The sequence below is a fragment of the Paenarthrobacter sp. DKR-5 genome, assembly GCF_018531425.1.
Taxonomy (GTDB): domain Bacteria; phylum Actinomycetota; class Actinomycetes; order Actinomycetales; family Micrococcaceae; genus DKR-5.
Genome location: NZ_JAHBOI010000003.1, coordinates 342,517 through 368,277, shown reverse-complemented (window position 1 = coordinate 368,277; position 25,761 = coordinate 342,517). Strand labels below are relative to the sequence as shown.

Annotated in this window: 19 protein-coding genes; 12 read left to right on the top strand and 7 right to left on the bottom strand. The window is 69.5% G+C overall.

What is annotated here, in order from left to right; translation table 11 throughout:
• Positions 1-214: 214 nt before the first annotated feature.
• Positions 215-1,060 (bottom strand): NAD(P)-dependent oxidoreductase, encoded by an 846-nt coding sequence (locus KIH31_RS07900; protein WP_214426542.1) that lies wholly within the window; start codon positions 1,058-1,060, stop codon positions 215-217.
• 220 nt (positions 1,061-1,280) lie between these two features.
• Here KIH31_RS07900 and KIH31_RS07895 point away from each other — a divergent pair, with 220 nt between their 5' ends.
• The 10 genes from KIH31_RS07895 (at position 1,281) to KIH31_RS07850 (ending at position 14,488) form a co-directional block, all read left to right on the top strand.
• Positions 1,281-2,876 (top strand): acyl-CoA carboxylase subunit beta, encoded by a 1,596-nt coding sequence (locus KIH31_RS07895; RefSeq protein ID WP_214426541.1) that lies wholly within the window; start codon positions 1,281-1,283, stop codon positions 2,874-2,876.
• On the top strand, positions 2,873-3,139 hold the full coding sequence (locus KIH31_RS07890; RefSeq protein ID WP_374224861.1) for an acyl-CoA carboxylase epsilon subunit: 267 nt from the start codon (positions 2,873-2,875) through the stop codon (positions 3,137-3,139). Before KIH31_RS07895 ends, KIH31_RS07890 begins: the two co-directional genes overlap by 4 nt.
• 10 nt (positions 3,140-3,149) lie before the next feature.
• A complete protein-coding gene (locus KIH31_RS07885; RefSeq protein WP_214426540.1) occupies positions 3,150-4,841 on the top strand; it encodes a DUF885 domain-containing protein in 1,692 nt (563 codons plus the stop codon).
• A gap of 149 nt (positions 4,842-4,990) precedes the next feature.
• Positions 4,991-5,623 (top strand): TetR/AcrR family transcriptional regulator, encoded by a 633-nt coding sequence (locus KIH31_RS07880; RefSeq protein WP_214426539.1) that lies wholly within the window; start codon positions 4,991-4,993, stop codon positions 5,621-5,623.
• Positions 5,624-5,692: 69 nt separating this feature from the next.
• A complete protein-coding gene (locus KIH31_RS07875) occupies positions 5,693-8,323 on the top strand; it encodes an MMPL family transporter (RefSeq protein WP_214426538.1) in 2,631 nt (876 codons plus the stop codon).
• Between the two features lie 98 nt (positions 8,324-8,421).
• Positions 8,422-9,741: a GAF domain-containing protein gene (locus KIH31_RS07870; RefSeq protein ID WP_214426537.1), complete on the top strand. Its 1,320-nt coding sequence runs from the start codon at positions 8,422-8,424 to the stop codon at positions 9,739-9,741.
• 224 nt (positions 9,742-9,965) lie between these two features.
• A complete protein-coding gene (adh, locus tag KIH31_RS07865; RefSeq protein WP_214426536.1) occupies positions 9,966-11,489 on the top strand; it encodes an aldehyde dehydrogenase in 1,524 nt (507 codons plus the stop codon).
• Between the two features lie 14 nt (positions 11,490-11,503).
• Positions 11,504-11,905: a DUF779 domain-containing protein gene (locus KIH31_RS07860; RefSeq protein WP_214426535.1), complete on the top strand. Its 402-nt coding sequence runs from the start codon at positions 11,504-11,506 to the stop codon at positions 11,903-11,905.
• A 56-nt stretch (positions 11,906-11,961) separates the two neighbouring features.
• Complete coding sequence (locus KIH31_RS07855) at positions 11,962-12,576, top strand: nucleoside triphosphate pyrophosphatase (RefSeq protein ID WP_214426534.1); 615 nt, start codon at positions 11,962-11,964, stop codon at positions 12,574-12,576.
• A 118-nt stretch (positions 12,577-12,694) separates the two neighbouring features.
• Positions 12,695-14,488, top strand: coding sequence for a biotin carboxylase N-terminal domain-containing protein (locus KIH31_RS07850; RefSeq protein ID WP_214426533.1), 1,794 nt, complete (start codon positions 12,695-12,697; stop codon positions 14,486-14,488).
• Positions 14,489-14,589: 101 nt separating this feature from the next.
• Here the strand turns inward: KIH31_RS07850 and KIH31_RS07845 are convergent, their stop codons facing one another.
• Positions 14,590-15,990 carry an MFS transporter gene (locus tag KIH31_RS07845; RefSeq protein ID WP_214426532.1) on the bottom strand — a complete coding sequence of 467 codons (1,401 nt, stop codon included), beginning with the start codon at positions 15,988-15,990 and terminating at the stop codon, positions 14,590-14,592.
• Between the two features lie 133 nt (positions 15,991-16,123).
• The gene (locus tag KIH31_RS07840) at positions 16,124-17,548 is read right to left on the bottom strand and encodes an NAD(P)H-quinone dehydrogenase (RefSeq protein ID WP_214426531.1); all 1,425 of its coding nucleotides are present in this window, start codon (positions 17,546-17,548) and stop codon (positions 16,124-16,126) included.
• Between the two features lie 78 nt (positions 17,549-17,626).
• Here KIH31_RS07840 and KIH31_RS07835 point away from each other — a divergent pair, with 78 nt between their 5' ends.
• Together KIH31_RS07835 and KIH31_RS07830 are read left to right on the top strand one after the other, a co-directional pair.
• Complete coding sequence (locus KIH31_RS07835) at positions 17,627-18,424, top strand: purine-nucleoside phosphorylase (protein WP_214426806.1); 798 nt, start codon at positions 17,627-17,629, stop codon at positions 18,422-18,424.
• A gap of 36 nt (positions 18,425-18,460) precedes the next feature.
• A complete protein-coding gene (locus KIH31_RS07830) occupies positions 18,461-20,197 on the top strand; it encodes a phospho-sugar mutase (protein ID WP_214426530.1) in 1,737 nt (578 codons plus the stop codon).
• A 43-nt stretch (positions 20,198-20,240) separates the two neighbouring features.
• Here the strand turns inward: KIH31_RS07830 and KIH31_RS07825 are convergent, their stop codons facing one another.
• The 4 genes from KIH31_RS07825 to KIH31_RS07810 all read right to left on the bottom strand — a co-directional run bounded on the left by KIH31_RS07825 (position 20,241) and on the right by KIH31_RS07810 (position 25,759).
• A complete protein-coding gene (locus tag KIH31_RS07825) occupies positions 20,241-21,584 on the bottom strand; it encodes an alpha-L-fucosidase (RefSeq protein WP_214426529.1) in 1,344 nt (447 codons plus the stop codon).
• Between the two features lie 48 nt (positions 21,585-21,632).
• A complete protein-coding gene (locus KIH31_RS07820) occupies positions 21,633-23,588 on the bottom strand; it encodes a glycoside hydrolase family 127 protein (RefSeq protein ID WP_214426528.1) in 1,956 nt (651 codons plus the stop codon).
• Between the two features lie 195 nt (positions 23,589-23,783).
• The gene (locus KIH31_RS07815; protein WP_214426527.1) at positions 23,784-24,965 is read right to left on the bottom strand and encodes a Gfo/Idh/MocA family protein; all 1,182 of its coding nucleotides are present in this window, start codon (positions 24,963-24,965) and stop codon (positions 23,784-23,786) included.
• The gene (locus KIH31_RS07810) at positions 24,965-25,759 is read right to left on the bottom strand and encodes a ThuA domain-containing protein (RefSeq protein WP_214426526.1); all 795 of its coding nucleotides are present in this window, start codon (positions 25,757-25,759) and stop codon (positions 24,965-24,967) included. Before KIH31_RS07810 ends, KIH31_RS07815 begins: the two co-directional genes overlap by 1 nt.
• Positions 25,760-25,761 lie beyond the last annotated feature (2 nt).

Sequence of the window (25,761 nt, the reverse complement as noted above, 5' to 3'; positions counted from 1 at the left end):
CGCCACAACTGGCCGCTCGCGCTTCGGGGTCCGCAGTGCGCGGCGGGGCCGGGTCGCCAACTTTGCCCGCGCATGGGCCGCGGACCCGCCTCCGCGCCGGTGCAGGCGGCTCCTGGACCCGGCCCGCGGGCAGGATTGGCGGCGGACCCGCGCGTCAGCCCCGCAACCCGTCAGCCCCGCCTGGGCGCCCGGCAACCCGCCGCCCGCGCTCTCGTCAGAGGAAGATGTCCGGCAGCAGCCGGTCCTCGGGCGCGCCGTTCGAGTAGCCGCTGAAGTCGGTGACCCCTTCCTCCCGCAGCACCTGCTCATCAGTGAAGAAGTTGCCGCTGCAGTCCCGGCTGGGCCGGGTCAGGACGGCGTGCGCGGCGTCGGCCATGATTTCCGGGCTGCGGGAGGCGCGCACCAAATCGCTGCCGCCAGGCATGGCGCGGATGGCCGCCGTGTCGATCAGTGTGCAGGGCCAGAGCGAGTTGACCGCGACGCCGTCCTCCTTCAGTTCCTCGGCCAGGCCGAGAGTGGTCAGGCTCATGCCGTATTTGGCCATCGTGTAGCCCAGGTGCAGGCCGGCCCAGTGCGGGGTCAGGTTCAACGGCGGCGAGAGGGTGAGGATGTGCGGGTTGGCGGCCGCCTTGAGCGCATCGAGGCTGAACTTGGAGAGCATGAAGGTGCCGCGCACGTTGATGTCCGCCATCAGGTCGTACCGCTTCATGCTCAGGTCCGGTGTCCTGGACAGGTCGATCGCCGAGGCGTTGTTGACCACGATGTCGATGCCGCCGAAATGTTCGACGGCGGCTTGCACGGCTGCCGCCACATCCTCGTCCCGCCGGACGTCCCCGACCACCGGCAGCGCCTGGCCGCCGAGGTCGGACAGCGTCCGCGCCGCGGTGAAGACGGTCCCCTCCAGTGTCGGGTGCGGCTCGGCTGTCTTGGCCAGCAGCACGATGTTCGCGCCGTCGCGGGCCGCGCGGGAGGCAATGGCCAGCCCGATTCCCCGGCTGCCGCCGGACATCAACAAGGTTTTGCCGTGCAGGGACCGGCCGGCGTCATCGCTGGAGTTCATGGCAACAGGGTAGCCGAATCTTGTTACTCGCCGGTAACAAAGCGGCAGACCGGGCGCCCCGCGGCCGCGCGGGAGATAACCAGCCGCAGGGGAAATTGTGGACTTCCTACAACCTCGGCCGCGGAAGCCGTCATTAGACTGGGCAATACGCTCCCGGCTTTGTGTGAAACCTACTTAAGTGCGGAAGCAGCCGACAGCCGCCACGAGTACCGGAGACCAGATGAGCATCGATTCGAGCATTGATCTGCAGACGACGGCCGGCAAGATCGCCGACTTCCGCCGCCGGCAGGCACAGGCCGAGCAGCCCTCCGGGCCCGAGGCGGTCCAGAAGCAGCACGCCCGCGGCAAGAACACCGCCCGCGAGCGCATCGACCTGCTGGTGGACCCGGGCTCGTTCGTCGAATTCGATGCCCTCGCGGTGCACCGCTCCACCGCCTTCGGGATGGAGAAGAAGAAGCCCTTGGGCGACGGCGTCGTCTCCGGCTACGGCACCGTCGACGGGCGCCTGGTGGCCCTCTACAGCCAGGACTTCAGCGTCTACGGCGGTTCGCTGAGCCAGGTCAACGGCGAGAAGATCGTCAAGGTGCAGGAGTTCGCGCTGCGCAACGGCTGCCCGGTGGTGGGCATCAACGACGGCGGCGGCGCCCGCATCCAGGAGGGCGTGGCCTCGCTGGCCATGTTCGCCGACATCTTCCGCAACAACGTGCACGCCTCCGGCGTCGTCCCGCAGATTTCGCTGATCATGGGCCCGTGCGCCGGCGGCGCTGCCTACTCCCCCGCCCTCACCGACTACGTGGTGATGGTGGACAAGACCTCGCACATGTTCATCACCGGCCCGGACGTGATCAAGACGGTCACCGGCGAGGACGTGGACATGGAAACGCTCGGCGGCGCCCGGCAGCACAACTCGACCACCGGAACGTCGACCTACCTCGCCGTCGACGAGGCGGACGCGATCGAGTTCGTCCGCGAACTACTGGACTTCCTGCCCTCGAACAACCTGGCCGAAGCCCCCGTGGCCGAGCACGCGCAGGAACCGGAGCCCACCGACGAGGACGAGGCCCTCGATGCGCTGATCCCGGACTCGGCCAACCAGCCCTACGACATGCGCACCGTGATCGAAGCCGTGGTCGACGACGGGCACTTCCTTGAGATGCAGTCCCTCTACGCGCCGAACGTGATCATCGGCTACGGCCGGGTCGAGGGCCACACCGTGGGCGTGGTGGCCAACCAGCCCATCCAGTTCGCCGGCACGCTGGACATCGCCGCCTCGGAGAAGGCAGCCCGGTTCGTCCGGCACTGCGATGCCTTCAACATCCCGATCATCACCCTGGTGGACGTGCCCGGCTTCCTCCCCGGCAAGGACCAGGAGTTCCAGGGCATCATCCGCCGCGGCGCGAAGCTGCTCTACGCCTACGCCGAGGCCACTGTGCCCAAGCTGACCGTCATCACCCGCAAGGCCTACGGCGGCGCCTACATCGTGATGGGCTCCAAGAAGCTCGGCGCCGACATCAACCTCGCCTGGCCGACGGCGCAGATCGGCGTCATGGGTGCCCAGGGTGCCGTGAACATCCTCTACCGCCGCGAACTGGCCGCTGTCGCGGAGGCCGGCGGGGACGTCGAAGCCAAGCGCGCCGAGGTCATCCGGCAGTACGAGCAGGAGCTGCTCAACCCGTACCAGGCCGCGCAGCTGGGCTATGTGGACGCCGTCATCGCCCCGTCCGAGACGCGCCTGCAGCTGGTCAAGGGCCTGCGCGCCCTGCGCGACAAGCGCCTGGTGACGCCCGCCAAGAAGCACGGGAACATCCCGCTGTGAGCGCCGCGGCAGAACTTCCCGCGGCAGCGGACGGGAACACCCGGGCCGCTGCCGGCACCACCCCGGACCCGGCCCTGTTTTCCGTGGTCAAGGGCAACCCGGCGGAGGAGGAACTCGCGGCGCTGGCCGCCGTCGTGCTCTCCCTGGCCGCCGAGGAAGAGGGGGCACCGGCCCCCGCCTCCAGCCGGCACTGGGTCCGGCGCCGGCAGCTGCGACTCGCCCCCGTTCCGGGGCCCGGTGCTTGGCGGCGCGGCCTGTATTAGGGTCGACAGGGTGACTAACAACACCTCCCAACGGGCGCAGACCGCCATCGACGCCGTCGCTGACGCCCACACCGAAACCCTGCTGCAGCTCGACCCGGGCTTTGCCACCACCCTCGGCCTGCCCGGCCGCGAGACCGAATACAAGGACTACTCCCCCGCGGGGTACCTCGCCCTGGCCGAGGCCACCCGGGAGACGCTGGACCGGCTGGAGGACCTGGCGCCCGTCGACGACGTCGACCGGGTCACCCTCGACGCGATGCGCGAGCGGCTCGGCCTCTCGCTGGAGATCCACGAGGCCGGCCTGGACCTGATGGACCTGAACAACATCGCCTCGCCGGCCCAGGACATTCGCGCCATCTTCGACCTGATGCCCACCGACACCCCCGAGCAGTGGCGCCACATCGCCGGGCGCCTGCACAACGTGCCCGACGCCGTCTCCGGCTACATCATCTCGCTGCGCTCCGCCAAGGAGCGCGGGATGGTGGCCGCCCGGCGGCAGGTGAACATCGTCATCGAGCAGACCGGCAAGTACGCCGAGGACGGCGGGTTCTTCGACAAGTTCACCGCCGGAGCCACCGCCGGCGGTGAGGCCCTCCCGGAGGATCTGCAGGCAACGCTGCGCGCCGGATCCGCGGCTGCCCGGGACGCCTACGCCCGGTTGAGCAGCTTCCTCGCCGAGGAACTGCTCCCGGCTGCACCCGAAGCGGACGCCGCCGGGCGGGAGCGGTACGCACTGATGTCCCGCGAGTTCCTCGGCAGCGCCGTCGACCTCGAAGAGACCTACCAGTGGGGCATCGAAGAGCTGGACCGCATCATCGCCGAGCAGGAAGCGGTCGCGCAGGAAATCAAGGACGGCGCCACCGTGGAAGAGGCGATGGCGGTGCTCGACGCCGACCCGGCCCGCCAGCTGCACGGCACCGACGCGCTGCGTGACTGGATGCAGGGCCTGTCCGACAAGGCGGTCGCGGATCTGGCCGGCGTGCACTTCGAGATCCCCGAGATCATGCGCCGCCTCGAGTGCCGCATTGCCCCGACCGACGAGGGCGGCATCTACTACACCGGCCCGAGCGACGACTTCAGCCGCCCCGGCCGCATGTGGTGGTCCGTGCCCGCCGGCGAGGACTCGTTCACCACGTGGCGGGAAACCACCACGGTGTACCACGAGGGCGTCCCGGGCCACCACCTGCAGGTGGCGACGGCGACCTACCAGCGCGGGTTGCTGAACAACTGGCGCCGCAACGCCATCTGGGTCTCCGGCCAGGGCGAGGGCTGGGCGCTGTACGCCGAGCGCCTGATGGACGAGCTCGGCTACCTCTCGGACCCGGGCGACCGGATGGGCATGCTGGACGGCCAGCGCATGCGCGCGGCCCGCGTCGTGTTCGACATCGGCATGCACCTGGGCCTCGAAATGCCGGAGCGCTGGGGTTCCGGCGTGTGGACGGCCGACGCCGGCTACGAGTTCCTGCGCAAGAACATCGCGATCAGCGAGGGCCAGCTGAAGTTCGAGTTCACCCGGTACCTCGGCTGGCCGGGGCAGGCGCCGTCGTACAAGGTCGGACAGCGGCTGTGGGAGCAGATCCGCGACGAGGTGCGCAGCCGCGAAGGCGACGCGTTCGACATCAAGGCCTTCCACACCAAGGCTCTGAACCTGGGCTCGGTCGGACTGGACACACTCAAGCGGGCCCTGCTCGGCTGGGACTGACCCCGGCGCTCCGGAACCCCGTCGAACGGCCGCTAACGGCGACTTCGCCCCGCGAAAGGTCGCCGTTAGCGGCCGTTCGCGCGTCCGTGTGACCGGATCCACAGAACACTTTGTTGCCCTCAGTGCAAGATTGCACTTAGTGTAGGAATATGCAAGACGTCCGCGAACCCGCCGCCCCCCTGTCGCGGCGGGAGCAGAACAAGGCCGCCACCCGCGAAGCAATCGCCGACGCCGCGCTGGGCCTGCTGCGCAGCAAGGGCCCGGGCGGCTTCACCGTCGAGGAAATCGCCGAAGCGGCGGGCATCTCCCGCCGGACCTTCTTCAACTACTTCCCGAGCGCCGAAGCGGCCATCGCGAGCATCACCGAAAGCTTCCTCGACACCGCCATCACCCAGTTCCTGGACCGGCCCGACGGCGAACCGCTCCTCGAGTCCGCCCAGCAGGCCCTGATCGCCCTGGCCGACCCGATGCACCTGGCCGCCACCGCCGAAGTGTTCAGCCTCACCCGCAACGAGCCCCAGATGTCCCGTTTCCAGCTCGAGGCGTGGGACAACTGCACCTCGCGGGTCATCGACGCCGCGCGGCACCGGCTGGGCCCGGGCCCGGACCCGGATGAGCTCTACCTGCGCTCCCTCGTCGGCGCGGTCATGGCCTGCGGCCGCGCCGCCATGGACGTCTGGTTCAGCCGGTACGGCCCGGACGTGAGCCCCGCATCCCTGAAGAACCTGCGCCAGCTCCTGATCGACTCCATCGGCCATCTGCGCGACGGCTTCGCCCGCTAACAGCCGCGCACCCGCCGGCACCCGACTCCCACACCCCCCTCCCGCCACAACCCTCCCGGAAAGCACCTCATGGCTACCCTGCTCTACCGCCTCGGCCGCTTCGCGTACGACCGCCGCTGGCTCGTCCTCTCCGTCTGGATCGTCGTCATCCTCGCCGTGGGCGGCTCGGCCGCCGCGTTCCACGGCGCCATGACCAACACCTTCCAGATCCCCGGCACCGAGACGCAGCGCATGCTCGACAAGCTCAAGGCGGACCTGCCCTCCTCCGCTGGCGGCAGCGCCAGCATCGTCTTCGAATCGCCCGACGCCGCCATGACGGCCGGGCAGAAGCAGGCCGTCAGCGACGCCCTCGCCAAAATCAAGAAGCTCGACGGCGTCCAGAACGTCACGGATCCGTTCGCCGCCCAGGCCCAGCTCGACGGCGCGGCCCCCAAGCTCGCCAACGCCCGCAAGCAGCTCGACGCCGGCCAGGCGCAGCTGGACGCAGGCAAGCAGCAGCTCGCCGCGGCCGCCTCGCAGCTCGCGGCCAGCAAGGCCCAGCTCGACGACGGGCAGGCCCGTCTGGATGCCCAGAAGCAGGCCCTCGCCGCCCAAGGCGTGCCCGACGCCATGATCAGCCAGGCCACAGCCGGTGCCCAGGCGCAGCTCGACGCCGGCCGCGCCCAGCTCGCCGCGGGACAGGCCAAGTACGACGCCGGCAAAAAACAGTCGGATGAAGGTGCCGCCAAGCTCGCCCAGGCGAAGACGGACCTCGCCTTCGGGGAACGGCAGGCCAAAGCCACCGAGGGCCTGCGCTTCGTCTCCACCGACGGCAAGGCCGCCATCGCGAGCATCCAGTTCACAAAGTCCACCGATGCCCTGACGCCGGAGCTGCGCAAGCAGGTGCAGGACCTCGCCGGCCAGGTCCCGGGAGTGCAGGCCCACGCCAGCAAGGAACTCACCCAGGACATCTCGTCCCTGTTCGGCACCTCCGAGGGCATCGGCGTCGCCGTGGCCGCCATCGTGCTGCTCGTCATGCTCGGTACCCTGGTCGCCGCCGGCCTGCCGCTGCTGATGGCGCTGGCCGGCGTCGCGGTCGGCGTGGGCGGCACGTTCGCCCTGACCGGCGTCATCCAGATGAGCTCCACCACCCCGATGCTCGGCCTCATGCTCGGCCTGGCCGTGGGCATCGACTACTCGCTCTTCATCGTCAACCGGCACCGCACCCAGCTGCTGCACGGGATGGATCCGCGCGAATCGGTGGCCCGCGCCACCGGCACGTCCGGCAACGCCGTGCTCTTCGCCGGCCTGACGGTCATCATCGCCCTGGCCGCCCTGGTGGTCCCCGGCCTGCCGTTCCTCGCCGTCATGGGCATCGCTGCCGCCGCGACCGTCGCCGTCGCCGTGCTCATCGCGATCACCCTGCTGCCGGCCCTGCTCGGTTTCGCCGGGCGCCGCATCATCTCCAAGCGCCGCTGGGCGAAGGCGGACGCCGAGAACGCCCGGGCGGGCCACGAAGAGGACGAGGCCCGCCAGGACCTCGCCAAGGCCCAGCGCGGCTGGGGCGCCTGGGTCACCCGCCACCCGGCGGTCGCGCTCATCGCCTCCGTCGTGCTGCTCGGGGCGCTCGCCCTGCCGGCGTCCCAGCTCCGGCTGGCGCTGCCCGACGGCGGCTCCGAGCCCGTGGACTCCAGCGCCTTCAAGGCCTATGACGCCACGGGCAAGTACTTCGGCCAGGGCATGACCGGGCCGATCGTCGTCGTCGGGGAACTGCCGGCAGGCCTGGACGCCACCGCAGCGAAGACCAAGCAGCTCGACGTCGCGGATGAGCTGCGCTCGGTTCCCGGCGTGACCGCCGCCGTGCCGGTCGCCCTGAGCAACGACCGCCGGACCGCCGTCTTCCAGGTGATCCCGACCGACGGCCCCGCCAGCGCGAGCACCGTGCAGGTGGTCCACGACATCAGGGCCAAGGGCGCCCAGATCCAGTCCGGGACGGGAGTAGCCATCGGCCTCACCGGCCAGACCGCGGCCAACGTGGACGTCTCCACCAAGCTCGCGGACGCGCTGCCGCCGTACCTGGCGATCGTCGTCGGGCTCTCCCTCGTGCTCCTGCTGCTCGTGTTCCGCTCGATCCTGGTGCCGCTGCTGGCCACCGGCGGGTTCCTGCTCTCGCTCGGCGCGGCCTTCGGGTCCGTCGTGGCGGTGTACCAGTGGGGCTGGCTGGGCCAGGTGTTCGATGTGCCCCACCCGGGTGCTGTGCTGAGCTTCCTGCCGATCCTGCTCATCGGCATCCTGTTCGGCCTCGCCATGGACTACCAGGTGTTCATCACCTCCGGCATCCGCGAGGCCTGGGTGCACGGCCAGGAGGCGCATCTGGCGGTCCGCACCGGCTTCAGCCACGCCGCGCGCGTGGTCACCGCCGCCGCGATCATCATGGTGAGCGTGTTCGCCGGGTTCATCTTCAGCCACCTCACGATGATCCGGCCGCTGGGCTTCGCCCTCGCGCTCGGCGTGCTGCTCGACGCATTCGTGGTGCGCATGACCCTGGTCCCGGCCGTCATGCGGCTGCTCGGGAAGGGCGCCTGGTGGCTGCCGCGCTGGCTGGACCGCCTGCTGCCGGATCTGGACATCGAAGGTGCCAAGTTGGCGGCTCCCGCGGCTCCCCAGCAGCAGGCCGAACCGGCCGGCATGGCCGGGGCGGGCGCGGTGCGCCGCCGCTAGGATCACCACCTGCGGACACTCCGGGGTCCGGCCGCTACACTGTGATGCAGCCCACGTCGTCCGTGGGCTGCATCCGTGCATCTGCCATGAGGACACGTATGACGCCACCGCACCTCCGGCCCCCGGGCGGCCTGACCTCACCTGCCCTGCAGCGCCGCGCCTTCGCGGCGCACGACGCCCTCGACTCCGGCGGCACGCCCGACGGCGCCCTGCGCGAGGTCGTGAAGCAGTCCTGGGAGCGGTCGCTGCGGCACTTGTCGGGCCCGGAAGCGGCGGTGGCCCCCTTGGTGTTCGACGCCGGCGACCTGGAGGCGTACCGCAGCAGCCATCCGCTCGCCGCTGTCATGCCGGTGATCCAGCGCCTGTTGGTGGCGCCCAGCTACGAGAGCGGGCTGCTGGTGGCGGTCGGCGACGAGAACGGCCGGCTGCTGTGGGTGGACGGGGACGCCGCGCTGCGCCGCAAAGCCGAAGGGATGCTCTTCGTTTCCGGCGCGGACTGGTCCGAACACGCGGTGGGAACCAGCGCGCCCGGCACCGCACTGGCCCTCGACGCGAGCGTGCAGATCGCAGGTGCGGAGCACTTCAGCCGCAGCGTGCACCCGTGGAGCTGCACCGCTGTTCCGCTGCATGACCCGGATTCCGGATCCGTGCTCGGCGTCGTCGACATCACCGGCACCGAGGACGCCGTCGCCCTGCACACCCTGTCCCTGGTGGAGGCGACCGTTGCGGCGGCCGAGGCGCAGCTGCGGGTGCACCGGCTGCAGGACCGTACCAGGCCGGCCCGGCGCTCCGCCGGGCGTTCCGCGGATCCGGGGCGCCGGCTGTACCGCAACAGTCTGCAGATCCTTGGCCGCGAGCAGGGCGTGGTGAACCTGGCTGGCCGTTCGGTGGCCCTCAGCGAGCGCCATGCCGAGCTGCTGACCCTGCTGGCGCTGAACCCGTCGGGCCTGAGCGCGGAGGAACTCGCCGCGATGGTCTATCCGGGCGAGGCCGCGGTCGCGACCGTCCGGGCCGAGATGGTCCGGCTGCGCAAGCTGCTCCAGCGTTACGACGCCGCCGCGGTGCCCGATTCCCGGCCCTACCGGCTGCCGCAGGAACTCGTGGTGGATGCCCAGCAGGTGCTCAGCTACCTCAGCCGCGGCGCGCACCGGCTGGCGCTGAACATCTACCGCGGCGAGGTGTTGCCGCGCTCGGAGGCACCCGCCGTCGTCCGCTACCGCGAGAAGGTCAGCGCCCAGCTGCGCGAAGCCATTGTCGGCGACGCCGGCGTGGACGTGCTGCTGCAGTACCTGCAGCTGCCCGAAGCCGAGAACGACGCCGAGGCCTGGCGGGAGGCGCTCCGGCTGCTGCCGGCCCGGTCCCCGCGCCGCGTCGCCGTCGTCACCGAGCTCGAACGGCTCGAGGCCGAACTGCGCTGAGGCCGCTACGGCCGGGCCGCAGCGATGGCAACCTGGACCGCCGCGATAGCAGCCTGGACCGCCGCGATAGGAGCCCGGACCCAGGTGAGGGAAATTCCGCTAACCGGCGTCCGGGCTGCCAACGCGACCGCGGCCCGGCGCGCTCGCAACGTGGATGCAACGTTGCGGCTCCTAGCATGCAGACATGGACGACGACGTCCTGTGATGCTGAAGGAGCACGAACAATGACTGTTTACGCCCAGCCCGGCCAGCCCGACTCGAAGGCGACCTTCAAGAGCCGCTACGAGAACTGGATCGGCGGCGAATGGGTGGCCCCGGTTAAGGGCCAGTACTTCGAAAATGTCACTCCCGTCACCGGCAAGGCCTTCTGCGAGGTCGCCCGCGGCACCGCCGAAGACATCGAGCTCGCGCTCGACGCCGCGCACAAGGCGGCCCCGGCCTGGGGCAAAACCTCCGTCGCGGAGCGCGCCCTGATCCTGAACCGCATCGCGGACCGGATCGAGGAGAACCTGGAGATGCTCGCCGTCGCCGAGACCTGGGACAACGGCAAGCCCATCCGCGAGACCCTCGCCGCGGACCTGCCCCTGGCTGTGGACCACTTCCGCTACTTCGCCGGCGCCATCCGCGCCCAGGAGGGCGGCATCTCGCAGATCGACGACGACACCACCGCCTACCACTTCCACGAGCCGCTCGGCGTCGTCGGCCAGATCATCCCGTGGAACTTCCCGCTGCTGATGGCCACCTGGAAGCTCGCCCCCGCACTGGCGGCCGGCAACGCCGTCGTGCTCAAGCCCGCCGAGCAGACGCCGGCCTCGATCCTGGTGCTGATGGAACTCATCGGGGACCTGCTCCCCGCCGGCGTGCTCAACGTGGTCAACGGCTTCGGGGTTGAAGCGGGCAAGCCGCTGGCCTCCTCCAGCCGGATCCGCAAGATCGCCTTCACCGGCGAGACCACCACCGGCCGGCTGATCATGCAGTACGCGAGCCAGAACCTGATCCCGGTGACCCTGGAGCTGGGCGGCAAGAGCCCGAACATCTTCTTCGCCGACGTCGCCGATGCCAAGGACAGCTTCTACGACAAGGCGCTCGAGGGCTTCAACCTGTTCGCACTGAACCAGGGCGAGGTCTGCACCTGCCCGTCGCGGGCACTGATCCAGGAGTCCATCTACGACTCCTTCATGGCGGACGCACTGGCGCGCACCGCGCAGATCAAGCAAGGGAACCCCTTGGACACGGACACCATGGTCGGTGCGCAGGCCTCCAACGACCAGCTGGAGAAGATCCTCTCCTACATCGACATCGGCAAGCAGGAAGGCGCCAGGATCCTCACCGGCGGCGCCCGGGCGGAGTTCGACGGCGACCTCGCCGAGGGCTTCTACGTCCAGCCGACGGTGTTCGAGGGCAAGAACTCGATGCGGATCTTCCAGGAGGAAATCTTCGGCCCGGTGGTGTCCGTGGCGACCTTCGCCGACTACGCGGAGGCCCTGCACACGGCCAACGACACCCTCTACGGGCTCGGCGCCGGCGTCTGGTCCCGCAACGGGAACGTCGCCTACCGGGCAGGCCGCGACATCCAGGCCGGCCGGGTATGGGTGAACAATTACCACGCATACCCCGCGCATGCGGCCTTCGGCGGCTACAAGTCCTCCGGCATCGGCCGCGAGAACCACGGCATGATGCTGGACCACTACCAGCAGACGAAGAACCTGCTGGTGAGCTACTCCGAGTCCAAGCTCGGCTTCTTCTAAACGGGGGCCGGCCGATGATCCAGGCAGCAGCAACGGTCCCGGGCGAGGACTTCTCCCGGGTTGCCCTCAGCGACAGCGCGGTGGAGCTCCTGCGGAAGCTCTGGGACCAGCACGGGCCGCTGATGTTCCACCAGTCCGGAGGCTGCTGCGACGGCTCCTCGCCGATGTGCTACCCGGCCGGGGACTTCCTCACCGGCGACGCCGACGTCCTGCTGGGACTGTTCGACATCGCCGGTGAGGGATCGCCGGAGCCGATGCCGATCGAGTTCTGGATGTCGCGGGAGCAGTTCGCCTACTGGAGCCACACGCACCTGACCGTGGATGTGGTCCAGGGGCGGGGCAGCGGCTTCTCGGTGGAAGCGCCGGAGGGCAAGCGGTTCCTGATCCGGTCCGCCCTGATGGAGGCCTGGGCCTGAACCCGGGCCGCCCCGTCCGCGCCCGGGCACGGCGCGGGCGGGGCTAGGGTGGAGGCGTGACATCGCTGATTCTCGCCTCCGCCTCCCCCGCCCGCACGAAGCTCCTCACCGACGCCGGGATCGGCCACACCGTCCTGGTCTCCGACGTCGACGAGGACGCCGTCACCGCCCGCTACGGGGTCACGGACCCGCACGACATGTCCTTGCTGCTGGCACGGGCCAAGGCCGAGGCCGTCGCGGCGCTGCCGGAAGCCCGGGGCAGCCTCGTCCTCGGCTGCGACTCGGTCTTCGAATTCGACGGCAAACCCTACGGCAAGCCCTACACCGCGGAGGTCGCGCGCGAGCGGATCAGTATGATGAGCGGCAACGCCGGTGTGCTGCACACCGGCCACTGGCTGATTGACGCGCGGGGCGGCGGCACCGGAGCCACGATCGGGGCGGTGGCCAGTGCCTCCGTGCATTTCGCGGCCATGACGCCGGCCGAAATCGACGCTTACGTCGCCACCGGCGAGCCGTTGCAGGTCGCCGGATCCTTCACCATCGACTCGCTCGGCGGGGCCTTCATCTCCCGCGTCGACGGCGACCCGCACACCGTTGTGGGCCTGAGCGTGTTCACGTTGCGCGGCCTGCTCGGCCAGATCGATCTGGACATCACCTCGCTCTGGGCCTGACCCGGCCGGTTTGTAGCATCCCTACAAAAAACCGGGCCATCACACGCGGAAAACAGCATTCGACTGAGCGAAACCCTCACATCCGCAGTAGGCTCCGAAGTGATACGAAGGAGCTTCCGTGACCAGTCCCGATTCCCGCAAAACCATCTCCAAGGTCCTGATCGCCAACCGCGGCGAGATCGCCGTGCGCGTCATCCGCGCCGCCCGGGACGAGGGCCTCGCCTCCGTCGCGGTGTACGCCGACCCGGACCGGGATGCGCTGCACGTCCGCCTCGCCGACGAGGCCTATGCGCTGGGGGGCAGCACCGCGGCTGAGTCCTACCTGGTGATGGATAAGATCCTCGACGCCGCCGCCCGCTCCGGCGCCGACGCCATCCACCCCGGTTACGGCTTCCTTTCCGAGAACGCCGAGTTCGCCGCCAAGGTCATCGACGCCGGCCTGACCTGGATCGGACCTTCCCCCGACTCGATCGCCGCCCTGGGCGACAAGGTCCGCGCCCGCCACATCGCCGAAAAAGTCGGTGCTCCGCTCGTTCCCGGCACCGCGGACCCGGTGCAAAGCACCCAGGAGGTCCTCGACTTCGCCGACCAGTTCGGTCTGCCGCTGGCGATCAAGGCGGCCTTCGGCGGCGGCGGGCGCGGCATCAAGGTGGCCCGCACCCGGGAGGAAATCCCCGAACTGTACGACTCCGCGGTGCGTGAAGCGACGGCCGCCTTCGGCCGCGGCGAGTGCTTCATCGAACGCTTCCTGGACGCCCCCCGGCACGTGGAGACCCAGTGCCTCGCCGACGCGTACGGCAACGTCGTCGTTGTTTCCACCCGCGACTGCTCGCTGCAGCGCCGGAACCAGAAGCTGGTCGAGGAGGCTCCCGCGCCCTTCCTGACTGAGGAGCAGAACCGCCGCCTGTACGAGTCCTCGAAGGCGATCCTGAAGGAAGCCCGCTACCAGGGCGCCGGAACCTGTGAATTCCTCGTCGGCCAGGACGGCACGATCTCCTTCCTCGAGGTGAACACGCGCCTGCAGGTGGAGCACCCGGTCTCGGAGGAAGTCACCGGCCTGGACCTGGTGCGCGAGCAGTTCCGGCTGGCCCGCGGCGAGGAGCTCGGCTACGGGGACCCGGAAGTCCGCGGCCACTCGTTCGAGTTCCGCATCAACGGCGAGGACCCGGGACGCAACTTCCTGCCCCAGCCCGGCAGCGTCGAGACCCTCAAGCTTCCCTCCGGCCCCGGCGTGCGCGTGGACTCCGGTATCGAGGAAGGCGAGGTGGTGGGCGGCAACTTCGACTCCATGCTTGCCAAGCTGATCGTCACCGGCGCCACCCGTGAGCAGGCGCTGCAACGCGCCTCCCGCGCCCTGTCCGAGATGCAGATCGAGGGCATGCCCACGGTGCTGCCGTTCCACCGCGCCGTCGTCGTCGACCCGGCGTTCGCCCCGGAGGACGGCCGGCCGTTCAGCATCCATACGCGCTGGATCGAGACGGGCTTCGTCAACGACCTGCCGGCCTGGTCCGCAGCCGGCGCCCTGGCCGCTGCCGCCGAGGACGGCGAGCGCCAGCGGGTGACGGTCGAGGTCGGCGGCAAGCGGCTCGAGGTCGTGCTGCCCGCGGGCCTGGGCAGCGGCCTCTCCCGCGGCGGGGCGAAGGGTCCGAAGGCCAAGAAGGCCCGGGGCCGCAACGCGGTCGCTGCGGCTGCCGGGGGTGATGCCTTGGCCTCCCCCATGCAGGGCACGATCGTGAAGGTGGCCGTTGCCAACGGGGACCTCGTGGTGGAAGGGGACCTGATCGTGGTGCTCGAGGCCATGAAGATGGAGCAGCCGCTCACCGCGCACAAGGCCGGCACTGTCACCGGCCTGACCGCGAACCCCGGGGACACGGTGTCCGCCGGAGCGGCCATCGTGCTGATCGAGGACTAAGCGCCCCCAACTATGCCCGCGGACCCCGTCCCGGAGCCGGTGTAACCGGCCCGAGGCGGGGTCCGCCGCCCGTTAACGGGCAGAGTTGGCGAAGGAGTGGCTCAGGCCACGTTCGAGACGTAGTCCTGGTTCTTGGTCTCCTTGGTGAAGAACAGCGCCACCAGCGTGATGACTGCCATCGCACTCAGGTAGGCGCCCACCAGCCAGGTGCTGCCGCCGGCCAGCGTCCACAGCCAGACGGCGATGAACGGGGCCACGGCCGCGCCGAGGATGCTGGAGAGGTTGTAGGCCACCGCCGAACCCGTGTAACGGACGTTGGTCGGGAACAGCTCCGGCAGCAGGGCCCCCATCGGACCGAAGGTCAGGCCCATCAGGGTGAACCCGATGATCAGCAGCGCCATGGTGCCGACGACGCCTGCGCTGAACAGCGGCACGAACAGCAGGCCGAACACCAGGATGCCCGCGGTGATCCAGAGCAGCGACTTGCGGCGGCCGTACTTCTCGGCCAGCGGGCCGGCGACGAGGGTGAAGATGCCGAAGAACACAACCCCCACGATCAGCATGATCAGGAAGTCGTTGCGGCTGTAGCCCAGGCCCGGCACGAAGGCCGCCGGGTTGAACGCCTTGCCGGCCTTCGCGGCAGCCTTGGCGGCGGCACCGGCCGTGGCCGGTGTGGTCCCGTAGGTGAGCGTGAACGTGGTCATCAGGTAGAAGAGCACGTAGGTCGCCAGCATGATGAAGGTGCCTAGGATCAGCGGGCGCCAGCTGGTCTTGAAGACACGGCCGACGGGGAGCTTGGTGACCTCGCCGGCGTCGATGACCTTCTGGAAGGCGGGGGTTTCGACCAGCTTGAGCCGGACGTACAGCCCGATGGCCACCATGACGGCACTGAGCAGGAACGGCACGCGCCAGCCCCACGCCGCGAACTCGGCAGCGCTGAGCGAAGCGTTGAGCAGCAGGAACAGCAGGTTGGCAATGATGAAGCCGATCGGCGCACCGAGCTGCGGGAACGTGCCGTAGATGGCGCGCTTGCCCGCCGGGGCGTTCTCGGTGGCGAGCAGGGCCGCGCCGCTCCACTCGCCGCCAAGGGCCAGGCCCTGGGCGAAGCGCAGCAGCACCAGCAGTGCCGGCGCGAGGAAGGTCCAGCCCGAGATCTGGGCAGTCGGCAGGCAGCCGATCAGGAAGGTCGCGATGCCCATGGTCAGCAGCGAGGAGACGAGGGTGCCCTTGCGGCCGACGCGGTCGCCGAAGTGGCCGAAGAGGATCGACCCGAGCGGGCGGGCGATGAAGGCCACCCCGAAGACGGCGAACGAGCTCAGCAGCTGCGTGGTGTCGTCGGCGCCGGGGAAGAAGAGCTTGGGGAAGACGAGTACCGCCGCGGTGGCGTAGACGTAGAAGTCATAGAACTCGATGGAGGTGCCAATGAGGCTCGCCACGATCACGCGCCCCCGCGAGTTTGCGGAAACGGCGTCGACCCCCTTTGGCGACACAAGTGTAGACATGAATCAAACGGCTTTCCCTGGGCGGGGGCGCGCGAACAGGAGCCCCCGGGTGCGAAAATGAATGATCCCAGTCTAGTTCCCGCCGTCCATTGAATGGACAAACGTGTTCACAATGCGGACACCCCTTGAGGTGTCAGCTGTGCACGTGCAGGCGCCTCGATGCCTCCGCGATCGAGCCGCTCAGCGACGGGTACACCGTGAAGGTGCTGGCGACGTCGTCGACGTGCATCTTGTGCGTCACGGCCAGGGCCAGCGGGAAGATCAGTTCGGAGGCGCCGGGGCCGACGACGACGCCGCCGATCACAGTGCCGGAGCCCTTGCGGGCAATGATCTTGACGAAACCGTCCTTGACGTTGCGCATCTTGGCGCGGGCGTTGGTCTTCAGGGAAAGCTTGACGATGTCACCCTGGTACTTGCCCGCCAGCACGTCCGCCTCGGAGACGCCGACGGAGGCAATCTCGGGGGAAGTGAAGATGTTCGAGGCGACCTGGTTCAGCTTCAGCGGCTTGACGGCGTCACCCAGCAGGTGGGCCATGGCGATGCGGCCCTGCATGGCCGCCACCGAGGCGAGCGCAAGCACTCCGGTGCAGTCCCCCGCCGCGTAGATGTTCGGCGCAGTGGTGCGCGAGACGCCGTCGACTTTGATGTGCCCGGACTCGCTCACCGCGACCCCGGCCTCCTCCAGCCCGATGCCGTGGGTGTTCGGAATCGATCCCACGCAGACCAGGCAGTGGCTGCCGGCCACCTGGCGGCCGTCCGAAAGCGTGACCAGCACTCCGTCGTCGGTGCGCTCGACTCCTTCGGCGCGGGAACGCGAGAGCACCCGCATGCCGCGGCGTTCGAAGACTTCCTCCAGGACCTTTGCGGCGTCAGTGTCCGAGCCGGGAAGCACCTGGTCGCGGCTGGACACCAGGGTGACTTTGGACCCGAGTCCGTTGTACGCGGAGGCGAATTCGGCGCCGGTCACGCCGGAACCGATGACGATCAGGTCGGTGGGAAGTTCATCCAGGTCGTAGATCTGGGTCCAGTTCAGGATCCGTTCGCCGTCCGGCCGCGCCATGGGCAGTTCCCGCGGGTGCGCCCCCACGGAGAGCAGCACGGCGTCGGCGTCGACCGTGCGTGTGCCGTCGGCGGTGACGACCTCGATCGTGTTGCTGTCCAGCAGCCGGCCGCTGCCCAGGATGATCTCCACCCCGACGCGCTCAAGGCCGGCGCGGATGTCCGCGGACTGTTCGCGGGCCAGGCCCAGCAGGCGGGAATTGACGACCTTCAGGTCCGCGCGCATGGTCGGCTGGGCGTCGGAATCGCCGTCGCCGTCGACGTCGAAGCGGACACCGAGGTCGCTGGACTCCGCGGCGCGGGTCATCGAGTCCGCGGTGGCGATCAGCGTCTTGGAGGGGACGACGTCGGTGAGCACTGCCGAACCGCCCAGGCCGGCGCGTTCGATGATGGTGACCTTGGCCCCGAGGGACGCCGCGACCATGGCCGCTTCATAGCCGCCCGGGCCACCCCCGAGAACAGCAATCCGGAGGGCGTTGAAATCAAGTTGGCTCGTCACAGTAGCCAATTCTCGCCCATGGAGGCGGCAGGTTCCAAAGACGGGTAGGTTGTTGGCGTGACTTCAGAACCCTCCGCCATGTCAGAGCCCTTCGCCCTCGCCGAAGCCGCCGCCGAGTTCATCTCCAACGAGACCGGCGTGGACGTGCACGACGTCGCCCTGGTGCTCGGTTCCGGGTGGGCCGCGGCCGCGGACCTGATCGGCCAGACGACGGCCAGCATTCCGGCAACCGACATCCCCGGCTTCACGCCCCCGGGAGTGCAGGGACACATCGGCACCGTCCGTTCGGTGCTGACCAAGGAGGGCAAACGCGCGCTCGTGCTCGGCGCCCGCACGCACTACTACGAGGGCCGCGGCGTCCGCTCCGTGGTGCACGGGGTCCGGACCGCCGCCGCCTGCGGGGCCACCGCCATAGTGCTCACCAACGGCTGCGGCAGCACGCACGAAGAGGTCCGCCCGGGCACCCCCGTGCTGATCAAGGACCACCTGAACTTCACCGGGGTCTCCCCGCTGGAAGGGGCGACCTTCGTGGACCTGACCGACCTCTATTCGCCGCGCATCCGCGACATTGCGCGCCGGGTGGACCCGACGCTGGGCGAGGGCGTCTACGCGCAGTTCCCCGGCCCGCACTACGAAACGCCCGCCGAGGTGCGGATGGCCCGGACCCTCGGCGCGGACCTGGTGGGCATGTCCACCGTGCTCGAAGCCATCGCCGCCCGGCACGCCGGCCTGGAGGTCTTCGGCATGTCGCTGGTGACCAACCTCGGGGCCGGCATCAGCTCACAGCCCCTCAGCCACGCCGAGGTGCTCGAGGCGGGGCAGGCCGCGGGACCGCGGATCTCACGGCTGCTGGCGGAGATCATCGCCGGGATCTGAAACTCCTCGAGCCCCTGCGGACGATAGGTTTGTTCCATGACCCTTTCCGGCACGGACCTTAGCCAGCTGCTCGACACGGCCGCCCGGTGGGCCGCCGAGGACCCCGATCCGGCGACAGCCGCCCAGCTCACCGACCTGATTGAGCGCGGCAAGGGCGCCGGATCCGACGCCGCGGCGGCCCGGCAGGAGATCGCCGACAGCTTCGCTGGCACCTTGCAGTTCGGCACGGCCGGCCTGCGCGCGGCCCTCGGCCCGGGCCCTAACCGGATGAACCGCGTGGTGGTGCGGCGCACCGCGGCAGGGCTGGCGGCCTTCCTGCTGGCGCGCGCCGGCGGGGACTACACGCCGCGGATCGTGGTCGGCTACGACGCCCGGCACAACTCGGATGTCTTCGCGCGCGAAAGCGCCGCCATCTTCGCCGCCGCCGGCCTGGAGACCTTCTTGCTGCCCTCGGCCCTGCCCACCCCGGTGCTGGCCTACGCCGTCCGCGCGCTCGAGTGCGACGGCGGCGTGATGGTCACCGCCAGCCACAACCCGCCGCAGGACAACGGCTACAAGGTATACCTGGGTGGCAGGGCGGTCGAGGAGAGCGGCCGCGGCGCGCAGATTGTGCCCCCGTACGACGAGGAGATCGCTGCGCAGATCGACTCGGTGCCCGATCTGGCCGGGATCGAGCTCGCTGATTCGGGCTGGACGGTGCCGGGTCCGGAGTTGGAGCAGCAGTACATCGCCTCGGTGGCCGCACTGGCCAAACCGGCGCAGTTTCCGGCGCGGGACCTGAAGATCGTGCTCACGCCGATGCACGGCGTCGGCGGCAGCACCGCCCGGCAGGTGCTCGCCGCCGCCGGCTTCGACGACGTCACCCTGGTCACCGCGCAGGCCGAGCCCGATCCCGACTTCCCCACCGTCAGCTTCCCGAACCCGGAGGAGCCCGGGGCCCTGGACCTGGCGCTGCGCACGGCCGAGGAAACGGGCGCGGACCTGGTGCTCGCCAACGACCCCGACGCCGACCGCGCGGCGGTGGCCGCGAAGGACCCGGAGACCGGAGCCTGGCGGATGCTGCGCGGTGACGAGGTGGGCGCACTGCTCGGCGTGCACGCCGCGGCGCGGCTCGCGGACGACGGCGCTGCCGACGGCGTCTTCGCGAATTCCATCGTGTCCTCGCGGCTGCTCGAACGCATCGCGGCCGCGCACGGTTACGGCCATCAGCAGACGCTGACAGGGTTCAAGTGGATTGCCCGTGTGCCCGGGCTTCGATACGGCTACGAGGAGGCCCTGGGCTACTGCGTGGCACCGGACCTGGTCCGGGACAAGGACGGCATCTCCGCCGCCCTCCTGGTGGCGGAGGCGGCCGCGGCGGCGAAGGCTGCGGGGCGCACCCTGTTCCACACCCTGGATGACCTGGCCCTGCAGCACGGCCTGCACGCGAGCGACCAGCTCAGCGTCCGGGTGGCGGACCTGGGCCTGCTGGACGCGATGATGAACCGTCTGCGGGAGCACCCGCCGGCCGCCTTCGCCGGATCCGCGGTGGACGCGCAGACCGACTTGGCGCACGGCAGCCCGCAGCTGCCGCCCACGGACGGCCTGCTCTACCTGACCAAGGACGAGACCCGGGTGATCATCCGCCCGAGCGGCACCGAGCCGAAGCTCAAGTGCTACCTCGAAGTGATCCGGCCGGTGGGATCCGCTGCCGAGCTGCCGCAGGTCCGCGCCGAGGCCCGGTCCGCGCTGGACGCGGTGCTGGACGACGTGCGGGAGTGCCTGGGCCTGTAGCGGCACACCGGACGCGGCGGCGCCTCAGAGACTGCTTCGTCCGTCACGTCGGAATCGTCACGATCACGGGCCCGACGGCGCTCACTGGCAACCTCACCGTGAGACCACCGTCGGTCTTCTCAAGAGCCGCATCCTGTTCGGCAGGGATCCTGGCGGCATTGAGATCGAATCGAGCGGAACTCACCCTGAGGTCTGCTTCGGTCCGGCCCTCGCTGGCACAGACGAAGGCGACCAAGCCCTCCGGCCGCTCTAGCCATCGAATCCAGGGCTCATCGGACGGTGATGCGACATCTGCCGCGACCGGGCGCGCTCCCACCAGGTACTCCTTCCCCTTTGCCATCCACCGCCCAAGCTCGGTCAGGGAGCGGCGCTGGATGTCGGGAATCGTCCCGTCGGCCTTGGGCCCGACGTTCAGGAGGAAGTGGCCGCCACGGGAGACGACATCGACGAGGTGCTGGGCCAGCCGGTGCCCGCTGAGGGACTGCTCGGGGCCCTCGACCTGGTTGTAGCCGAAGGAAAAGCCGATCCCGCGGCAGTTCTCCCAGCGGGGCTCGCCCTCGTTCTGGCCCATGTGCTCGTACTCACTGGTGGCGTAGTCGTGGTGGGTCCCCTCACCCCAGCGGTCGTTGACGAGGCCCTCCGGCTGGGCCGAGTAGAAGTGCTGGAAGAGCCGGCCCAGCCCGTGGGCGCCGAAGTGCTTTCCACCGTCCGGCCAGTTGATGTCGTTCCAAAGGATGTCGGGCCGGTAGCGGTCAACGAGATCCCGGAGGTGCTCGTAGGCATAAGCTGCGTACTCGGTGTCCTGCGGACGGGCGCCGTGGACGCTGGCGAAGGTGGTGTGCGGCGGGAAGGGACGCACATGCCAGTCGAGGCCCCCTGAGTAGTAGACCCCGAAACGCATCCCCTCTTGCCGGACGGATCGTCCGATGTCCTCGATCAGGTCGCGCCGCGGGCCCCTGTGGACGGTATTTCGGGTACCCGTCCCGGGGGCGTCCCAGAGCGCGATTCCGTCATGGTGTTTGCTGGTCGGGATCACATAGTCGGCGCCGGCGCTGCGAAAGAGCCGGGCCCAATCGTCCGGATCGAAGCGCTCTGCCTTCCACTCGTCGAGGAAGGCGTCGTAGTCCTGTCCGCCGTGGACCGCCCTGTGGTGCTGCTGAGCCGGACTCCCTTCGATGCGGATGGTGTTGCAGTACCACTCGGCGTAGGGGTTGTGGGCGAACCACCGCCCGTCGCTGATGGTTCCGAGCGCTCCGATCGGTTCGGCCCAGGCAGGGACTGAGTAGGCCCCCCAGTGGATGAAGATGCCGAATGGCGCCTTCTCGAACCACTGCGGGACCGGCCTGCTGAATTCGCCCCATTGCCCGGGGACAGAGGTGTCAGTCATGATGCTCTTCTCTCGCGTGAATGACCATAGTCGCCAGATCCCGGGCACTCATCGGGTGACAGGGATCCAGACCCGCATCGCACCCGGATCGCCGTTGCCCCACGTGGCATAGGGGCGCAGACGCAGCATCGTGCGCTCCGCGGGCGGCCGTGTGCCTCCCCTCGGCGCATACAGCGCACCGGTGCCGCCCTCCCTGACCGCGCCGGCTGCCGCGAGTACCGGCCCCAGCTCAGTCGTGGTCTCCGTCTCGGCGAGGGGCTCCTCGAGGTCGAGGGTCGCGCGGTCGACGTCGGCGGTGTTGTCGCGTTGCTCGAGACAGTAGACGACGGGCCCCCGCCGCGCGGCGACGCAGCCGCGGATCGCGTCGATCCTTTCATCGGGAACCAGCACCTGCGGCGTCAGGTCGAAGTCGAGCACGACGACGGTGCCCGCCGCGAGCGCGCCCTCGAGCCGGAGCCACCCGTCGGTGGGTTCGACGTCGACGGCCGAGCCGTTGACGAGGGTGTTCACTCCCGAACACCAGCCCGGGACACGCAGGGCGAGCGCGCCCACCGGAGCGCCGACGGGGTACGACCCTCTCGTGGCCTCGATGACGGTGATCCGCACCCTTCCGTCGACGGGGTATTCCGTGTCCACGTCCACCACGCAACGCATGCCCTCCATCTCCGCCTCGATCCGCGAGCGCGTGTACTGCACGAGCTGGAGTTCGTCGCCGCGCACCCCCGCGAGATAGCCCTCAAGGCTTGCGAACGTGCGCATGAGATTCGGCGGGCAGCAGGCGCAGTAGTACCAGCCCAGCCGAGTGGCGGCCGCTTCCTCCTGCACGGAGAGGTGGTCCGCGCGCAGCTGCAGGGGGTTGCTGTAGAAGAAGGCGTCGCCGGATTCGGCCAGGCCGTCTGCGACCACGTTGTAGAGGGCGGTCTCGAAGAAGTCGGCGTACTTCGCGCCCCCGGTGGCCAGGTACATCCTCCAGGCCCAGTGCATGGCCGCGATACCCGCGCAGGTCTCCGCGTAGGCCCGGTCGCTGGGCAGCTCGTATGCGTCGCCGAACGCCTCGTCCCGATGCCGGGATCCGCTGCCTCCTGTGACATAGCTGCGGCGGGAGACCATGTCGTCCCACTGGGTCTCGAGGGCCGCGAGCAGTGTGGCGTCGCCCGTCTCCAGGTAGACGTCGGCCGCACCGCTGTTGAGATAGATAGCCCGCACGGCGTGGCCGCGCATGACCTCCGTGTCCCGCACAGGTGTGTCGTCCTGGTAGTAGACCTTCCCGAAGACGCCGTCGCCGAGCCATCCCCTGCCGCGCCGGTCGATGAAGGCAACAGCGGTGTTGAGATACTCCTTCTTCTCCGTGAGGCGGTAGAGCTCGACGAGCGCGTACTCGATCTCCGGGTGGCCCGGGTACACCGGTGACTCCGGTCCCCCGAACTCGCGCACGATGAGGTCGGCGAAGCGGGTCGCCACTTGGAGCAGGCGGTCGTCGCCGAGCGAACGGGCGGACGCCACGGCGGCCTGGATCAGATGGCCCGCGCAGTACAGTTCGTGGCCGAACGCGAAGTCTGTCCAGCGCTCGCGCACCGTGGCGTGGTCACGGCGTGGGGTCCGGTCCGCGTCAGCTGTCTGGTACGCGGAGTTGAGGTACCCGCTCTCTTCCTGAGCCTCCTGAAGGAGCGTGACTGTGTCGTCGTAGAAGAGGTGCAGAGCGTCGTCGCCGCCGTGTCCCAGCTCCCAGGCGATCGCCTCCAGCGTCTTGTACACGTCACTGTCGGCGAAGACCAGGCCGCGGAACGGCGCGTCCGACTGCCCGGCTGCACGGCGCAGGTTGTCGAGGTTCCCGACCGCCTCAAGCCGGTCGATGCCATGCGGGATCGTGCGCTCCTTGTTGCGCAGCTGCCAGCGGCCGAGCACCCCGTCGCCGAGGGCTGTTCCCTGGTTGAGCGGTGCCACGACGCCGAAGGCGGTAGCGGCCACCGGTGCAGCGGTCAGGGGGCGGGGGGTCGTGTGCATCGTATCTCCCTTCCCGGCCCTTGCGGGGCCGGGGTCGTTCGTCGAGGTCAGGCATTGTGCCCGGGGGTGGGACGGGCGAGGCAGGCTTCCCGTGGAACGCCAACCGTCGCGGTCAGCTCCCGTTGTCTGCTGGCATCGCATGCCTCCGCGTCCTGCACGCCTTCAATCGGAACGGCAGAAGCGCCCCGTCGACTCTCATGCAAGGCTCTGTTCGGAACGCTTCGACTGCTCGCCTACTCGGGTCCTCGCCGACGCCGAGCCCCAGGACCGAAGCGCCTCGCGCACGTCGTCGCGACGCTCGCTCACGAGGGCTGCACGGTAGGCGTCCTCGAGCACGCCGGCCAGCTCCACGGTGCGCCCGGTCGCAGCGGAGAGCACGGCGGCCTCGACCATCGCGAGGCTGTGGACGTTGGAGTGCACGTCACCGGAGGGGGTTTCGCCCGTGCGCAGGGCCGAGACGAACTCGTCGAGCGCTCCCGCGATCTCCGGGCGGATCGCCGGCACCTCGCCGATCTCCGAACGGTTTGCGGGCACCTCCCCCGCCGGGGCGCCGCCGTCATCGGCATGGGCGACGTCGGGATCGCCGTCGCCGTCCCACACCGCCGTGCCGCGGGCCCCGCTGACACGCCAGCTCCCGTTCCACGAGGTCTCAAGCCCGGGACTGCACCAACTACCGGCGTACGCATACCGCGTCCCGCCCTCGAACGTGAAGATCGCGTTGGCCGCAGCGTCGCCGCGGTACCAGCTCCAAGATGGGTTGAAGGTGCGGCAGTCCACGCTGACGGGATCGGCGTCAAGCAGGTAACGCACGGCGTCGAAGGCGTGGATCGCCATGTCCACGAGCAGGGGGTGCTCCATCTCGTCCCGGAAACCGCCGAAGTGCGGAGCCTTGAAGAACTCGGTGGTGACGATGCCGATGTCGCCGAGCGTCGCCGTCATACTCTTCAACTTGGCCAAGGCCGGGTAGTACCTGCGGGACTGGCTCGTCATGAGCAGCTGCCCGGACACTTCCTCCGTCGCGATAAGCGAGAGCGTCTCAGCGACCGTCGGGGCGATCGGCTTCTCGCACAGCACGGGCAGCCCGGCCATGAGCGCCTCGGTGTTGACCGCATGGTGCGCAGGCGGCACGGTCACGTCAACGACTGCCTGCGCCCCGGACTGAGCGGCGACCGTGGTGAGCGAGTCGCCGACCACGACGTCGAGCCCATTCTCGGTGGCCGCGCGATGCGCGAGGTCGAGGTCGAGGTCCACCAGACCGACGAGGCGCACGGTGGGCGTGCCCAGGATTGTCCTCAGCCACGCGCGGCCCATGTTTCCTGCCCCGACGAGGACGAGGCGAAGCGGTCCGTCGTCCGGCACCGGAGCGAACGAGCCCATCAACGCTCGACCCTGTCGCGCATCGCACCCTGGTAGCCGTGGCCGTTGAAGAAGTCGCCGGTCTCGTAGCGCAGCAAGACCGGCATCTCCCGCTTCTGGCGATCGCTGGCCGCCCATTGGACGCCGTTGGCGAGGACCCGCCGCACGTCCCTGTGGTGGTACACCGGGTAGTCCTGGTCGCCCGGGCTGAAATAGAAGATCTTCCCGTAGCCGCGCCGGAACGTGATGCCGCTGCGGAAGACCTCGCCGCCGGAGAACGAGCTGATGAAGACGATCTCGTCCGGTCTCGGGATGTCGAACTGCTCGCCGTACATCTCCTGCTGCGGGATGTCGATCGGGTGCGGGACGCCTTGGGAGATCGGGTGGGTCGGATCGACCGTCCACACGAGCTCGCGGTCGTTTTCGCTGCGCCAGCGCAGCGTGCAGGTGGTGCCCATGAGCTTCTGGAAGATCTTCGACCAGTGCCCGGAGTGCAGCACCACCAGACCCATGCCCTCAAGCACGTGCCGGTGCACGCGTTCGACCACCTCGTCGGAGACCTCGGCGTGCGCCGCATGGCCCCACCAGGTCAGGACGTCCGTCTGCGCAAGGCGTTCCTCGCTGAGACCGTGCTCGGGGTCGTCCAGCAGCGCGGTGGTGACACTGACCCGCTCGCCGAGATTCTCCTCGATTCCCTCCTTGATGGCGTTGTGCATGCCGGCCGGGTAGATCTCGGCCACGCGCGGTTCCGCCTGCTCATGCCGGTTCTCTCCCCAGACGACGACGCGCAATGGTTGTCCATCCGTGTTATTCATGG